The sequence below is a fragment of the Kribbella sp. NPDC058693 genome (genome assembly GCF_042715335.1).
Classification (GTDB): domain Bacteria; phylum Actinomycetota; class Actinomycetes; order Propionibacteriales; family Kribbellaceae; genus Kribbella; species Kribbella jiaozuonensis.
This window is the reverse complement of sequence record NZ_JBHXSQ010000004.1, coordinates 767,174-781,367: the sequence shown is the minus strand read 5'-3', so window position 1 is coordinate 781,367 and position 14,194 is coordinate 767,174. Positions and strand designations below refer to the sequence as shown.

Sequence of the window (14,194 nt, the reverse complement as noted above, 5' to 3'; positions counted from 1 at the left end):
CCCACCGCCGGGCTTCCACCCAATTAACGGCTCAGTGCTCGGGCGCGAAGTCGTGGAAGCCGATCAGCTTCTGGATCTTGCCGTCGCCGTCGAGGACGACGATGTCGGTGCCGCCGGCCACCGGCTCCTGCCCGTCGGCCTTGAGGTGCCAGGTCCAGCGCAGGTACGTGTGGTGCTCGTCGATGTCGCCGGTACGGACGAACGACAGGCCCGGGAACATCTGCTGCGCGGCACCGACCAGTTTGTTCAGCTCGTCGTGGCCGGTGGTCTCGAAGCTCGGGTCCTGGAAGGTCGCGTCGTCGGTCCAGGTACCGGCGATGAGCTCGGCCCGGCGATCGGCGTCGGCGGCGTTCCACATCGCGAAGTACTGGTCGGCGAGAGTCGTTGCGTTCATGGTGTTTCCTCCTCGGAAGGTTTCGATGACCAGAACCTTGCCGCCGTACCCGGCACGCGGTCGATGACGTCAGAGGTAATGGCGATGTCTACGCCGACCGCTACGGTCGGGGTATGGCAGCAACGATCGAGGAGACGTTCCAGCGCCCGGTGGGCGAGCTTCTGCGCGGGTGGCGGGAGCGCCGCCGACTCAGCCAGCTCGAGCTGGCGAACCGGGTCGAGGTGTCCACCCGGCACGTGAGTTTCGTCGAGACCGGGCGCTCCAAGCCGAGCCGGGACATGGTGCTGCGGCTCGCCGAGCACCTCGACGTACCGCTGCGGGACCGGAACCAGCTGCTGCTCGCCGGCGGGTTCGCGCCGATCTACAGCGAGGCGTCGCTGCACTCGCCGGCGATGCTTGCCGTCCGTACGACGCTGCGCCGGCTGCTGAAGGCCCACGAGCCGTTCCCGGCGCTCGTCGTCGACCGCTGGTGGAACATCGTCGAGGCGAACGCCGGCATCCAGATCTTCACCGCCGGCGTCGACGAAAAGTTGCTCCAGGCACCGATCAACGCACTCCGGCTGACCCTGCACCCGGACGGCCTGGCCAGGCGGATCGGCAACATCGCCGAGGTCCGCGCCAGCGCACTCGCCAGCCTGCAACGCCAGGCCGCCAGCACGGCCGACCCCGAGCTCCAGGACCTGTACGACGAACTCCGCGCGTACGCCGCCGACGACAGGCCGGCGCCGCCCGGCTCGGCCGAGGTCGTCGTACCGTTCCGGCTCACGCATGACGGGCGGGAACTGTCGCTGCTGACGATGATCGCGACCTTCGGCACACCGCTCGACGTAACGGTGTCCGAGCTGATGATCGAGTCGTTCTATCCCGCTGACGACGCGACAGCGGAGTACCTGCGAGGTCTTTCGTGAAGCCTGCCAGGGATGTCGCCGACACGATCGAGCTGCATCTGCAGTACCTCGACCGCTATCGCGAGATCATCGAGAAGAAGCTGACCGGCCTGAGCGACGCCGAGCTGCGCGGCAGCCGGTTGCCGTCGGGGTGGTCGCCACTCGAGTTGCTGAAGCATCTGGTCTTCATGGAGCGACGGTGGCTGCGCTGGGGTTTCACCGGTGAGCAGGTCGAGCATCCGTGGGGCGACTCGGGCGACGATCCCGACGGTCGCTGGGCGGTGACGGCGGACGACTCGCTGGAGAGCCTGCTGGCCCAGCTGCACGCGGGCGGTGAGTTCACGCGGCAGCTGGTCGGCGGTGCGGACCCGGCTGAGATTGCCGAGGCAGGCGGACGGTTCGGACCGGACGATCGGCCCACGCTGAACTGGATCTTGTTCCACGTCCTGCAGGAGTACGCACGGCACGCGGGCCACTTGGACGTGGCCCGCGAGCTCGTGGATGGGGCCACCGGCGAGTAGGTCTTGCAGGGAGGGCCTACTCGCCGGTGGCCGGGAGCCCTACCGGCCGGAGGAGGGGTGGCCGGTGGGGAACGCCGTCGGGATGCTCGGCGTCGGGAAGCTCGGCTTCGAGGTCGGGACCGGCAGCGTCGGCTTCGTCGTCGGGATCGACGGCTTCGGCAGCGTCGGCTTGCTGTGCGGCTTGGCCGGGACCGTCACCGTCACACCGGCGGAGACCGTCGCGGTCGGCAGCTCCGGCTTCGGCGCGGTCGGCTTCGCGGTCGGGAGCTTGCCAGGCAGGTTCGGCTTGCTCGGCAGGGTCGGCTTGCCGGTCGGCACGCCCTGCACGCAGTCCGGTACGGCCGGGACCGCGGGCTTGCCGGGCAGGGACGGCTTGGCCGTCGGCAGGCTCGGCTTGGCCGGCAGCGTGGGCTTGGCGGTCGGAAGCGACGGGAGGGTCGGCTTCGCCGGCAGGCTCGGCTTGCCGGTCGGAAGCGTCGGCAGTGTTGGCAGGGGCGGCTTGGTGGTCGGGATCGAAGGCCTGCCCGGGAGCGTCGGCTTCGTCGTCGGCCAGGTGGGCTTGGTGGTGGGGATGCCCGGGCGGGTCGGCAGCGTCGGCTTGCCCGCCGGCAGGGTCGGCTTACCAGGCAACGAGGGCCGGGTGGCTGGCAGGCTCGGCTTGCTGGGCAGCATCACCTTGCCGGGCGGCAGCGAGGGCAGGGTTGGCTTGGCGGGCAGGGTGGGCTTGGCCGGCAGCGTGGGCTTCGGCGGGTTGTTCGGGTCGATGGTCTTGTTCACCACCACCTTCGGCAGCTTCGGCTTGGCCGGCAGGCAGGTCGGGTCGATCGACGGCGCCGACGGCGTACCGGCCGGAATCATTGCCGGCACCGGCGGCTTTCCACCGGCCAGGATGTTCTTGACGGGAAGGGTCGGTCCGCCGACCGCGGCGGACACCGTCGCGACGGTTCCGGCCAGGGCGGTGACGCCGGCCGCGGCCAGTCCCCGGCGCAGCCAGGTCAGCCGCTTGCCGCGCCGCATCAGGTCACCGGCGTCCGGCTGCCACGGCTCCATCTCATAGGTCAGCGCGTTGCGCACTTGCTGCTCGTCACTCATCAGTTTCCTCCAACTCCGCTGTCGATCAGGTCGGGTGCCAGACGCAACTTGGCCAGCGCCCGGGAGGCCGTGCTCTTCACGGTCCCGGTCGCCATACCGAGGAGCTCGGCGGTCTCGGCCTCGGAGAGATCCTGCGAGTAGCGCAGCGCGACCACGGCTCTCTCCCGGACGGTCAGACCGTTGAGGGCCGAGAGCACGGCCTCCCTGGTCTGGACCGCCCCGGCGAAGTCCGCCACCGCTCGCTGGTCCCAATCGTTTGCTACCGGATCACTGGGTACTTCGTTGTTCCAGCGCCGGCGGGCCTGGGAGAGGAATCGGTTGACCAGCACCCGCCGGACGAACCGCAACGGGTCGCCCTCCAGCCGGTGCCATTTCGGATACGACCGCATCAACGCCTGCTGCACGAGGTCCTCGGCGGTGTGCCGATCGCCGCACAACATCTCCGCGAAGCGGAGCAAGGGGGTCGACTGCGCCACGACGAATCGCTCGAAGTCGGCGTCCGCGGTCCGGGTCATCGATTCTCCTCAGCCTCTGTCACACCGGTCCAAACCCGCTGAGTCACCGATCAGGTTCTGTTCGGTCAGGAGAAATTTATTCACGGTCTATACAGGAGTGGTGTTTGTTTGTCACATTGGGTGCACAAGCCTTCACCGCCCCGGAGGTTCCGCCCATGCGTACCAGCCGCCCAGCCGCACTCGCCGCCTGTCTGGCCGTGACCGCGGCGATCTTTACCGCGACCTTGCCCAGCACGGCCGCCACACCCGATCCCACCGTTGTGTCCCAACCTGTTGCCGGATCCAGCAACGTTCGCGTCGAGGGCAGCCGCATCATCCTCGGCGACGCACCTGCGGCCATCGGCTCGACCAAGCTCAACCAACGCATCGGTCTGGCCGAGCTCACGCCGGTGCACTTCGCCGCTCCTACCTCGGCCGTGATCGTCGGCTACACGTCCGGTACGCCGGATGGCTCGACCGCCGACGTCGCGGTCCGCTCGTGGATCAACAACCGATGGTCAGAGTGGACTACCGCAACTGCGGGCATGCCGACCGCGTTGGCCGGCGCCAGCGATCAGGTCCAGCTGCGGGTGATCCTCACCGCGCCACCGACCGGCGGCAGCCCGTCCGTCGCCGATCTGACCGTGCAGCCGACCGACAAGGTTGCGGCTCCACGCATGAGCGTTCAGGCCGCACCGCTCAAGTCGCACGTGTTCGCCACGCGCGAAGGTCTGGTCGGCGGTACGACGGCGAACGGCCACGTGATCGTCAGCCGCGACCACTTCGTCGCGCTGCCCTCACGGCGCGGACTGTCCGGCAACGGATCCGGCACGTACTCGGTGAAGGTCTGTACTGCGTCGCGGTGTGCCTTCGAGCCGGTGTGGGATGTCGGCCCGTGGAACACGAAGGACGACTACTGGAACCCGAGCGCGACCCGCGAGATGTGGAAGGACCTGCCGCAGGGCAAGCCCGAGGCGCAGGCGGCGTATCAGGACGGGTACAACGGCAGGAAGGACCAGTTCGGCCGGACCGTTGCCAACCCGGCCGGGATCGACCTTGCGGACGGGGTGTTCTGGGATGCGCTGAAGCTCGCGGACAACTCGTTCGTAGACGTCACCTACCTGTGGACAGGCGACGGCGGCCGCGGGACGGTCTCGATCTCGTCCGGCTACCTGAACGTCCGCAACGCACCGAACTCGACCGGCGCAGTCGTCGGCATGGCCGGCAAATCCGCCCAGGTAACCGTCGAATGCCAAACAACAGGCGAATCCGTCACCGGCTCCCAAGGCACCACCAACATCTGGCTCCGAGTAAACACCGGCATGTACGTAGCCAAAGCCTGGATCTCAGCGGGCACCTTCAGCACCTGCTGACCCCGACTCCCGACAAGCGCCGGCCACACGCACAACGTGCGTGCGGTCCGGCGCTTGGTCTGTAACCGACTGAGCTATTTGCCGGCCTGGGTTGGCGTGGGGCGGGCTGCGCGTGGGGGCTGGGTTGGGGTTGCGCTCGGCACCGGCGTCGACCAGCGGGTCGGTGTCGCGGTTGGCGGGACCGGTCGCGGGGCTCTGGTTGGTGCAACCGTCGGAACGCGGCTTGGCGTTGCTGTTGGCGGGAGGGTTGGTACGGGGCGGGGGCCGCGGGTTGGTGACACCGTCGGGGGCAGGGTTGGGGTTCTGGGTGGGACTGGGCTTGGGGAGGCAGTCGGTTGGTCGGGAGTGCGGCTCGGGGAAACGGTTGGTTGGGTGGGTGACGGGCTCGGGGTGGCGTGGACCGGCGTACCGTCGTCTGCCGAGCCGCTGCGCGCCATCGCCGTCCCCGCGACTGCGACAACCACCACGGCCGCGGCCGCGATCCCGCCCAGCACCAGCCGGGTGACGCGCCGGTTCGGTCCTACTTCTCTCATCGTTGCCCTCCGCAACCTTCTGGTATTCGGTCGGGCTGAAGGACGCGAACCACCGCGGAAAGGTTCTGCTCAGCGCGTCGGGGCGATGGTTGGCGTCTCCGTGTGGGCCGAGCGGCTGGGGGTGGCGGTTGGAACAAGGCCCCGGGCCGGCGTCGGCAAGGACGCGGTGGGGGAGGTCGGTGGGCGGAGCGGCACGTTCGTCGGCAACCTGGACGGCGGCGCAGTCGGTGGTATCGCGGTGGGAGGCGTCGCGTGTGTCGGCGACGGGCTCATCCGCGTCGGGTACGTCGGTGTCGCCGTCGGAGTAGCGGTCGGGGGCATCGGAGTTGGCGTGGGGACCACCGCGGTAGGCGCGGGCCCCGGCCGAGCGGGTTCCGGCGGACCGCCGCGCGAGTGGCTCCCGACCACCCCTCCCGCCACCACCGACACGACAGCAACCGAAGCGGCAACCATCGCCAGATTCCGTCGACCACGCCGGCGCTGCGCACCCGCGATCACCCGCGTCGGATCCAGCGGCGTACCGGCGTCCCCCGGCGCCAACAGACCCCGCAGTTCGTCCTCGATGTCGTTCATGTTCGCTCCCCCACCGGTACGCCGCTCAGCTCCGGAGCAGCGCGCAGCTTCTCCAGGGCCCGCGCGTTGGCGCTCTTCACCGTGCCGACCGCGACCCCGAGCACCTCGGCCGTCTGCCGCTCGGTCAGGTCCTCGACATACCGCAGTACGACGACCGCCCGCTCCCGCCGGCTCAGCGTCGCGAGTGCGGCCCCCAGCCCCACCCGCCGATTGACCGCACCGGACGGATCATCGACGACAGGCCCGAGGAACAGATCGAGCTCGGTCGCCCCGCCGCTCGGACGCTCCCGCCACGGCCGCCGTCGTACCCAGGACAGATGCTGGTTGACCACGGCCTGCCGGACGTACGCGAACGGGTCGGCCATCTCGATCCGGTCCCAGCGCAGGTACGCCTTCTCGAGCGCGGTCTGCACCAGGTCCTCGGCGAGGCCGGCATCGCCGCACAGCATCCGCGCGAAGTGCACCAACCGCGCGGATCTGGCCAGCACGAAAGCCGTGAAGTCGTCGTCACGACTCCCCGTTGCCGCCATCTGCGCTCCGTCCTGCCGCCCTCACCTCACAGGACGCTGCGCCTGGGCCAAAGGTTCTGCTTGTTCGGAGAATTGTGTGGACGCGGTCAGCCGGGGCAGCGCGATCGTGTCGGCGGCCAGGCGGACCCGGTCGCGGCCGGCAGCCTTGGCGGCGTACATCGCACGATCCGCACGCAGCAACAGGTCGTCCACGGTCACCCCGTCGTTCGGATAAACCGCGACCCCGATGCTCACAGTCAGATGGAAGGTGTCCGGATCCAGATCCGGATCGTCGAGTACGCCGGCACACATCGCGGCCAGCGGACTCGCCGACACCGCGTTGCGAAGCCGGTCCGCGGTGACCGTCGCTTCATCGATCCCGGTGTCCGGCAGCGCGATCACGAACTCCTCGCCGCCGAACCTCCCGATCACGTCCTTCACGCGGATCGCGCTGCGCAGGATCGTCGCGACCGCACGCAGCGCCTCGTCACCGACCAGGTGGCCGTGCCGGTCGTTGACCTGCTTGAAGTGGTCGATGTCGATCAGCAGCACCGCCATCGGCTCACGCTGGGTCCGCGAGGTCCGCAGCATCTCCTCGGTCCGCCGGCGCCACCAGTCGACCCGCGTCAGGCTGGTCTTCGGATCCGTCTGCGCCTCCGACTCCAACTGGCCGAGCAGCAACGCCCGCTGCGCGGTCAGCGTGATCGGGATCGCCACGAACGCGAACCACGGGCTGATCAGGCAGGCGGCCGCGAGCAGGCAGCCGAGTGTGGCGGCGGTCGCGTCGGTGCCCAGGTCGTCCAGCCCGCCGACGGCTTCGCGGCGGCTGCTGCCCGGGATGATCAGCGAGATCGCCAGCCCACAGAGCAGGGTGTCGGTTGCGACGTACGCCGCCGAGGCGCCGACCATCGAGACGACCAGACCGAGGCCGCCGCTGGTGACGTCGCGGAGCGAGACGAAGACCGCGTGCGCGGCGCCGACCGCGAGCACATGCACCGCGGTCGAGAAGGCCCACCGGTACGGGATGCACTTGCCGGCGCGGATCCGCCACCAGATCCGGAGCAGTACGGCGACCAGGATCGCCAGCGCGGGATGCAGGATCACGGCCGCGGCGATCATCCAGGCCGGAGCGAGGTCCTTGTGCAGCGCGCCGCCGCGGCGCCGCCGGTTCTCCACCCGGCGGGCGCCCTCGACCGAGATCAGCGCGGAGACGGTCAGCGCGAACACCACATCCAGGCCGCGCCAGTCGGGACGGTCCGTGAACGCCTGCACGCCGTACCCGATGGCGGCCAGGTCGACGAGCACCACGACGAAGAACGCCGGGACCGTCAGGGTCCAGAGCGCCCAGGAACGTATCGCTCGCCTACTCTGTGCAACCATCACCTCACACGGTACGACGAGTGAGCGTCAGGTCCCAATCCGTGGCGGCGCGGCTGTGGATGACGATGTGGAAACGATCGACAGTCCTTCAGTATTCAGTCGTTTGATCAACAATCAGACGCGGGTTTTCCCTTGCACGGAAGGAAGATCAGCGCTTTCGGGCAGCGCCGAAAAGCCCGCGGACGATCTCCCGGCCGGCCGACCGGGCGAACTGCTTGAACACCGACGAACCGATCACCTGCTCGACCACCGACTTCTCCTGCTTCTGCGACCGCGGCCGAGACTCCTGCTGCGGTTGCTTCGCCTGCTCCTGGGCCTGCTTCTCGGCCTCGGCCTGCGCCGCGCCGGCCTGTACCTTCGCCGCCAGCATCTCGTACGCCGACTCGCGGTCGACCGCCTGCGAGTACTTCGCGTTGTTCGGCGAGGCCTGCACCGACGCCGTCTGCTGCTCCGCGGACGCCGGCGCCATCAGCGACTGCGGCGCGCGCAACCGGGTCCACGCGACCGGGGTCGGGGCGCCTTTCTCGTTCATCACGGTCACGATCGCCTCGCCGATCCCGAGCTGGGTCAGCACCTCGCCCAGGTCGTACGACGAGCTCGGGAACGTCGACACGGTCGCCTTGAGCGCCTTCGCGTCGTTCGGCGTGTGCGCCCGCAGCTGGTGCTGGACCCGCGAACCGAGCTGCGCCAGTACGTCGTCCGGCACGTCCTTCGGCGTCTGCGTCACGAAGAACACGCCGACACCCTTCGACCGGATCAGCCGGACGGTCTGCGCGATCGCGGCCAGGAACGCCTTCGACGCGTCATTGAACAGCAGGTGCGCCTCGTCGAAGAAGAACACCAGCTTCGGCTTGTCCACATCGCCGACCTCGGGCAGGTCGTGAAACAGGTCGGCGAGCAGCCACATCAGGAACGTGGAGAACAGCGCCGGCCGGTCCTGCAGGTTCGGCAGCTCGAGCAGCGAGATGAGCCCCTTGCCGTCGCGCTGTTGCAGCAGGTCCGCGGTGTCGAACTCCGGCTCGCCGAAGAACGCCTCCGCACCCTGGTCCGCGAACCCGATGAGCGACCGCAGGATGACGCCCGCGGTGGCCGCGGAAAGCCCGCCGAGCTCCTTCAGGTCGTCCTTGCCCTCGTCGGAGGTCAGGTGCTGGATGACCGCGCGCAGGTCCTTGATGTCCAGCAGCGTCAGCCCGGCCTTGTCGGCGTAGTGGAAGATCAGCCCGAGCGACGACTCCTGTACGTCGTTGAGCCCGAGCACCTTGGACAGCAGGACCGGCCCGAACGACGTGATCGTGGCGCGGATCGGGATGCCGGTGCCCTGGCCGCCGAGCGCGTAGAACTCGGTCGGGAAGCCGGTCGCGGTCCAGTCCTGGCCGATGGACTTCGTCCGTGCCAGCAGCTTGTCGTTCCCCTCGCCGGGTTGCGAGACGCCCGACAGGTCGCCCTTGATGTCGGCCGCGAACACCGCGACGCCCGCCGCGGACAGTTGCTCCGCCATTAACTGAAGAGTCTTCGTCTTTCCGGTACCGGTGGCGCCCGCGACCAGGCCGTGCCGGTTCATCATCCCGAGCGGGATCCGGACCGCCGCCTCCGGTTTCGGCTCACCGTCGACCAGCAGCGCACCCAGCTCGAGGGCCGCGCCCTCGAACGCGTACCCCTGCTTGACGGTCTCCACGACATCTGACTCGGCCATCTCAGCGTGCCTTCCCCGGTTGACGGAACTACCCGGTCGGCATGCTAGTCCTCACCATCCATCTGGACGCTTCAACGGCACCAAAAGGTTGCTTCCAGCTCCGGACTATTCCGGTGACATTCATGACCTGCACCTGAGACCTGTTACCCCGCTAGACTTCGGGAGGTGATCTTCAAGCGCGTCGGGGAAGACCGGCCGTACCCGGACCATGGGCTGCGGCCGAAGGACTGGTCCTCGCTGCCGCCACGGCAGGTGCGGCTGGACGAACTCGTCACGACGAAGGGCACCCTTGACCTGAACGCGCTGCTCGACGAGGACTCGACCTTCTACGGCGACCTGTTCGCGCACGTGGTGGAGTGGAAGGGCGACATGTACCTCGAGGACGGCCTGCACCGCGCCCTGCGGGCCGCGTTGCAGCAGCGTTCTGTTCTCCACGCTCGGGTCTTGGTAGTGGACTGACCCATGTCTGCTCACGGGGGGTTGAGCCGATGACAGCGATCCATCCGCAACCGCGGCCGCATTCACGCATTCGCTGGCGTACGCCGATCACGATGGTGATCCTGCTCGGCATTCTCGCCGGCGGCGGCTGGTGGGGCTGGAAGTCCCTGATCAACAGCAGCGCCGAGCCGACCTGCGTCGAGCAGAAGCTGGCGAACAACCGGCTGGTCCCGAAGCAGGTCGTGCTGAACGTGTACAACGGCGGCGCGAGGGCGGGCTCCGCGCAGCGGGTCGCCGACGCGCTGAAGAAGCGCGGCTTCAACATCGGCAAGGTCTCCAACGAGCCCAAGGGCAACAAGGTCGATGTGGCCGAGCTCCGCGGTGTCGCCGCGAACTCGCCGGAGCTGACGCTGGTAGCCGGCCAGCTGAACCAGAAGGCCGTTCCGGTCGCCGACGGCCGCACCGACCACACCGTCGACCTGGTCATCGGCGCCGGCTTCGGCTCGGTCCGCCTCAAGGGCATCCCGTCGGTCCAGGTCGCCCCCGGCACCAACGTCTGCCTGCCGGTTATCCACAGCCCCCAGCCGATCCCCTCCGGCCAGAACCCGAACTGACCTCAGTGCTGCTCGCGGCCGCGTTCGCCGAACCAGCCGGCCAGGCGCCCGGCCCGCGAGACGGCGCGTAGGCGGCGTACGGTCTGCTCCCGGACGGGGCTGGGGGCAACGACCAGCAGCGAGTCGGCAGCCCGGAGGACGGTACGGCGGTCCGGCACGAAGGCATGTTCGCCGCGGATGACGAGCGAGACCGAGACGCCGGGCGGCAACCGCAGTTCGCCGATCTCGACCCCGGCCAGCCTGGACTCGCTCGGGACGTGGACCTGGAGCATGTCCGCGCCGAGCGACTCCAGCGGCGCCACATCGATGTCGACCTCGTGCGCAGCGTTCTCGTCCAGGACCTTCAAGCGACCGGCCAGCCACGGCAGCGACGGCCCTTGCAGCAGCGTGAACAGCAGGACCAGCACGAAGACCACGTCGAAGATCCGGTCCGCCTGCGGAACCCCCTCAGCGAGCGGGATCGTCGCCAGGACGATGGGTACCGCGCCCCGCAACCCCGCCCATGAGATGAACGCCTGCTCCCGCCACGGCAGCCGGAACGGCGCCGCCGAGATCGCCACGGAGGCGAACCGCCCGACGACCGTCACCGCGATCCCGATCACCAGCGCGAGGAGTACGTCGTTCAGCCGGAACCGCCCAGGTGACGCCAGCAGCCCGAGCATCACGAACAGCCCGATCTGAGCCAGCCAGGCGATCCCGTCCACGAACGACCGGGTCGCCATCCGGTGCGGCAACTCCGCCCGCCCGAGGGTCAGCGCGGTGACGTAAACAGCTGCGAACCCCGACACGTGCAGCAGCACGGACCCACCGGCGTACGAGATGAAGGCCACCGACATCACCGCGAGCGGGTAGAGCCCTGCCGAGCTCAGCGCCATCCGTCGGATCAGGCCAACGCTCACCCAGCCGATCAGCAGGCCGAACAGCGCGCCGACGACCAGCTCGTACAGCACCAGGCCGGTGAACGACAGCACGCCCTTCTCGCCGACCTCGCCCGTGCTCACCAGCGTGACCAGCAGCACGGTCGGGGCGTCGTTCAGACCGGACTCGGCCTCCAGCGCCCCACGCAGCCGCGGCCGGATCGGCACCCGTCTCAGCACCGAGAACACGGCCGCCGCGTCTGTCGGCGATGTCACCGCTCCCAGCAGTACGGAGAGCTGCCAGCTGAGCCCCAGTACGAAATGCGCCACGCAGGCGACCACGCCGACGCTGACAGCGACCCCGACCGTCGCGAGGACGAGGCCGAGCGGCATCACCGGACGTACTTCGTTCCACCGGGTCGTCAGGCCGCCCTCGATCAGGATCACGACCAGTGCGGCGAACCCCAGCGCATGCGCCAGCTGCGCGTCCTCGAAGTGGATGTGCCCCGGCCCCGACTCGCCGAGCAGCAGGCCCATCCCGAGGTAGATGAGCAGCGACGGGAGCCCGAGTCGAGCGGTCAGCCGAACGGCGACGACCGCGACCAGCAGGACCACAGCCCCCGCCAGCAGAATCCGGTCGAGCTCCGAAACATCCATGGGGCCCTCCCGTCGAACGTCAGGTCCCGAGAGACGAAAACCCTGACGCATCACACAGCATCAGGGTCTCCGGCCTATCTTCCGCCCCGAAGGGCGGTTGGCGGTGGCGGAGGGATTTGAACCCTCGGACGGGGGTTGCCCGTCACGCGCTTTCGAGGCGCGCTCCTTCGGCCGCTCGGACACGCCACCGCCGAGGACAATATCAAGGCCGGTGACGAATGAAGAAATCGCGCAGCCGCGCACCCGCCTCGTCGGCCATCACGCCGCCGACCACCTCGGGCCGATGGTTCAGCCGGCGATCCCGGACGACGTCCCACAGCGAGCCGACCGCACCCGCCTTCTCGTCGTACGCCGCGAAGACCAGACGCTCGAGCCGGGACAGCACGATCGCCCCGGCGCACATCGTGCACGGCTCCAGCGTGACGACCAGCGTGCACCCGCTCAGCCGCCACTCGCCGACGTGCCGCGCCGCCTCCCGGATCGCGAGTACTTCGGCATGCGCGGTCGGATCGCCCGTCGTCTCCCGCTCGTTGTGCCCGCGCCCGATCACCTGCCCGTCGGCGTCCACCACGATCGCCCCGATCGGTACGTCGGGCAGCGCCTTCTCGCCCTCCTCCAGCGCGAGCGTCATCAACCGCGACCACTCGCGGCGCAGAATCGGGCTAGCCAACGGCTTCGATCGCGTCGTGGAACTGGTTGCCGAACCCAAGCGCCTCGGCGATCTCCTCGAGCATCTCCTCCGGGTAGAGGTCGACGTCGTCACAGAGCGCGCCGAGGTCCATCGCGCTCATCCCCAGGTCGGCGAGGATGGCCAGATCGCCGGCCGGGACCTGCTCGTCGTCGTCATCGGCCAGCGGGATGTCGAGCTCGTCCACGACCTGCCGGGCGATCGGCCACTCGGTCGCGGCGGTCACGTCGGAGATCAGCAACCGGGCCCGGCCACCGGCCACCCGGACCAGTACGAAGAAGTCCTCGTCGACCGAGACCATGCCCAGCACACCGCCCTCGCCCGGGAACCGGCGCAGGGCAGACACCAGCGCGGAGAGGTCCGGTTCACCACGAAGTACCAGCGGGGTGACGGTCCAGTTCCCGTCCTCGGTGTAGGCGGCGACCGCGAAATCGAGGTCGGTGGTCACGGGGCCAACAGTGGCGTCAGACACCGGCTCATCGTCCCAGACTCCAGCTTTCCAGGCGATCTCGGTGCGATATCAGATCCGCCAACACCGGTCAACAGTCAGTGATGGTACGTCGCTCTCCGCATCGCCTCGCGCAGCTGCCGGACCCGGGCCCGGCGGGGCGCGATCCGGTCGCGGAGGGCCTTCGCCTCCTCGAGCTCGCGGAGGAACTCGGCACGCCGGCGCAGCCGGTCGAGGTCGCGGCGGGGAACCACCAGGCGCGGTCTGGGCTCGAGGGTCATCGGCGTACTCCCTGATGGGCGAGGCAGGGCAGATTCCGGTGCACTTTCCAGTCTGACAGCGAGCGAGGTTTCCCGAGGCGAATCGCCGACGGTACCGTTCCGGCTTATGCAGATCCTCGTCGTGGACCACCCGCTCGTCGCCCACAAGCTCACCGCGCTGCGCGACGAGCACACGGACTCACCCACGTTCCGTCGGCTGACCGAGGAACTCGTCACGCTGCTCGCCTACGAGGCGACCCGCGACGTCCGCACCGGCCCGGTCACCGTCCAGACCCCCGTCGCCGAGGCCCAGGGCGTGAAACTGACCGCACCGAAGCCGCTGGTGGTGCCGATCCTGCGAGCCGGCCTCGGCATGCTCGAAGGCATGTCCCGGTTGCTGCCCACCGCGGAGGTCGGCTTCCTAGGCATGATCCGCAACGAGCAGACCCTCACCGCGTCGACGTACGCCGAACGCCTCCCCGAGGACCTCTCCGGCCGCCAGTGCTACGTCCTAGACCCAATGCTCGCAACCGGCGGCACACTAGCCGCCGCAATCCAGTTCCTAGTCGACCGCGGCGCCGACCACATCACCGCCATCTGCCTCCTCGCCGCCCCCGAAGGCGTAGAACGCGTAGAACGCGAGCTCACCCACCTAGACGTCCCTTGCAACCTGGTAATCGCCGGCATGGACTCCCACCTAAACGACAAGGGCTACATCGTCCCCGGCCTAGGCGACGCTGGCGACCGCCTGTACGGCGTGGCTCAGTAGGAACTCAACGAGGG

17 protein-coding genes and 1 tRNA gene are annotated in these 14,194 nt (G+C 69.0%); 6 read left to right on the top strand and 12 right to left on the bottom strand.

Annotation, left to right across the window (positions count from 1 at the left end; translation table 11 throughout):
- Positions 1-31: 31 nt before the first annotated feature.
- A complete protein-coding gene (locus ACFWUU_RS30100; protein ID WP_137252031.1) occupies positions 32-394 on the bottom strand; it encodes a nuclear transport factor 2 family protein in 363 nt (120 codons plus the stop codon).
- Between the two features lie 113 nt (positions 395-507).
- Here ACFWUU_RS30100 and ACFWUU_RS30095 point away from each other — a divergent pair, with 113 nt between their 5' ends.
- Both ACFWUU_RS30095 and ACFWUU_RS30090 read left to right on the top strand, forming a co-directional pair.
- Complete coding sequence (locus ACFWUU_RS30095; RefSeq protein WP_380180295.1) at positions 508-1,302, top strand: helix-turn-helix domain-containing protein; 795 nt, start codon at positions 508-510, stop codon at positions 1,300-1,302.
- Entirely contained in the window at positions 1,299-1,802 is a 504-nt protein-coding gene (locus ACFWUU_RS30090) for a DinB family protein (RefSeq protein ID WP_380180293.1), read from the top strand. Before ACFWUU_RS30095 ends, ACFWUU_RS30090 begins: the two co-directional genes overlap by 4 nt.
- 39 nt (positions 1,803-1,841) lie before the next feature.
- Here the strand turns inward: ACFWUU_RS30090 and ACFWUU_RS30085 are convergent, their stop codons facing one another.
- Complete coding sequence (locus ACFWUU_RS30085; RefSeq protein WP_380180291.1) at positions 1,842-2,894, bottom strand: hypothetical protein; 1,053 nt, start codon at positions 2,892-2,894, stop codon at positions 1,842-1,844.
- Positions 2,894-3,409 carry a SigE family RNA polymerase sigma factor gene (locus tag ACFWUU_RS30080; protein ID WP_134106098.1) on the bottom strand — a complete coding sequence of 172 codons (516 nt, stop codon included), beginning with the start codon at positions 3,407-3,409 and terminating at the stop codon, positions 2,894-2,896. The genes ACFWUU_RS30085 and ACFWUU_RS30080 overlap by 1 nt, the downstream gene beginning before the upstream one ends.
- Positions 3,410-3,564: 155 nt before the next feature.
- On the opposite strand from ACFWUU_RS30080, the gene ACFWUU_RS30075 reads away from it, so the two are divergent.
- Entirely contained in the window at positions 3,565-4,761 is a 1,197-nt protein-coding gene (locus ACFWUU_RS30075; RefSeq protein WP_380180288.1) for a hypothetical protein, read from the top strand.
- A gap of 602 nt (positions 4,762-5,363) precedes the next feature.
- Here the strand turns inward: ACFWUU_RS30075 and ACFWUU_RS30070 are convergent.
- The 4 genes from ACFWUU_RS30070 to ACFWUU_RS30055 all read right to left on the bottom strand — a co-directional run bounded on the left by ACFWUU_RS30070 (position 5,364) and on the right by ACFWUU_RS30055 (position 9,449).
- Positions 5,364-5,867 (bottom strand): hypothetical protein, encoded by a 504-nt coding sequence (locus ACFWUU_RS30070; protein ID WP_380180286.1) that lies wholly within the window; start codon positions 5,865-5,867, stop codon positions 5,364-5,366.
- Entirely contained in the window at positions 5,864-6,397 is a 534-nt protein-coding gene (locus tag ACFWUU_RS30065) for a SigE family RNA polymerase sigma factor (RefSeq protein WP_380180284.1), read from the bottom strand. Before ACFWUU_RS30065 ends, ACFWUU_RS30070 begins: the two co-directional genes overlap by 4 nt.
- A 21-nt stretch (positions 6,398-6,418) precedes the next feature.
- Complete coding sequence (locus ACFWUU_RS30060) at positions 6,419-7,756, bottom strand: diguanylate cyclase (protein WP_380180281.1); 1,338 nt, start codon at positions 7,754-7,756, stop codon at positions 6,419-6,421.
- A gap of 148 nt (positions 7,757-7,904) precedes the next feature.
- On the bottom strand, positions 7,905-9,449 hold the full coding sequence (locus ACFWUU_RS30055) for a helicase HerA-like domain-containing protein (protein ID WP_380180271.1): 1,545 nt from the start codon (positions 9,447-9,449) through the stop codon (positions 7,905-7,907).
- Between the two features lie 165 nt (positions 9,450-9,614).
- On the opposite strand from ACFWUU_RS30055, the gene ACFWUU_RS30050 reads away from it, so the two are divergent.
- A complete protein-coding gene (locus ACFWUU_RS30050) occupies positions 9,615-9,908 on the top strand; it encodes a type II toxin-antitoxin system VapB family antitoxin (RefSeq protein ID WP_137252022.1) in 294 nt (97 codons plus the stop codon).
- 29 nt (positions 9,909-9,937) lie between these two features.
- Positions 9,938-10,501, top strand: a complete 564-nt coding sequence (locus tag ACFWUU_RS30045; protein WP_380180269.1) for a LytR C-terminal domain-containing protein — start codon at positions 9,938-9,940, stop codon at positions 10,499-10,501.
- Between the two features lie 2 nt (positions 10,502-10,503).
- Here the strand turns inward: ACFWUU_RS30045 and ACFWUU_RS30040 are convergent, their stop codons facing one another.
- From ACFWUU_RS30040 to ACFWUU_RS30020, 5 genes are all read right to left on the bottom strand, one after another.
- Positions 10,504-12,015 carry a potassium/proton antiporter gene (locus ACFWUU_RS30040; protein ID WP_137252020.1) on the bottom strand — a complete coding sequence of 504 codons (1,512 nt, stop codon included), beginning with the start codon at positions 12,013-12,015 and terminating at the stop codon, positions 10,504-10,506.
- Between the two features lie 98 nt (positions 12,016-12,113).
- Positions 12,114-12,204 (bottom strand) — tRNA-Ser (locus ACFWUU_RS30035).
- A gap of 13 nt (positions 12,205-12,217) precedes the next feature.
- Complete coding sequence (locus ACFWUU_RS30030; protein ID WP_380180267.1) at positions 12,218-12,646, bottom strand: nucleoside deaminase; 429 nt, start codon at positions 12,644-12,646, stop codon at positions 12,218-12,220.
- A gap of 31 nt (positions 12,647-12,677) precedes the next feature.
- Positions 12,678-13,151 (bottom strand): tRNA adenosine deaminase-associated protein, encoded by a 474-nt coding sequence (locus tag ACFWUU_RS30025; RefSeq protein ID WP_137252018.1) that lies wholly within the window; start codon positions 13,149-13,151, stop codon positions 12,678-12,680.
- Between the two features lie 98 nt (positions 13,152-13,249).
- Positions 13,250-13,432, bottom strand: a complete 183-nt coding sequence (locus tag ACFWUU_RS30020; protein WP_130445811.1) for a hypothetical protein — start codon at positions 13,430-13,432, stop codon at positions 13,250-13,252.
- Between the two features lie 106 nt (positions 13,433-13,538).
- Between ACFWUU_RS30020 and upp the strand changes: the two genes are divergently transcribed.
- The gene (gene upp / locus ACFWUU_RS30015; protein ID WP_137252017.1) at positions 13,539-14,180 is read left to right on the top strand and encodes a uracil phosphoribosyltransferase; all 642 of its coding nucleotides are present in this window, start codon (positions 13,539-13,541) and stop codon (positions 14,178-14,180) included.
- The last annotated feature ends 14 nt before the right edge of the window (positions 14,181-14,194 follow it).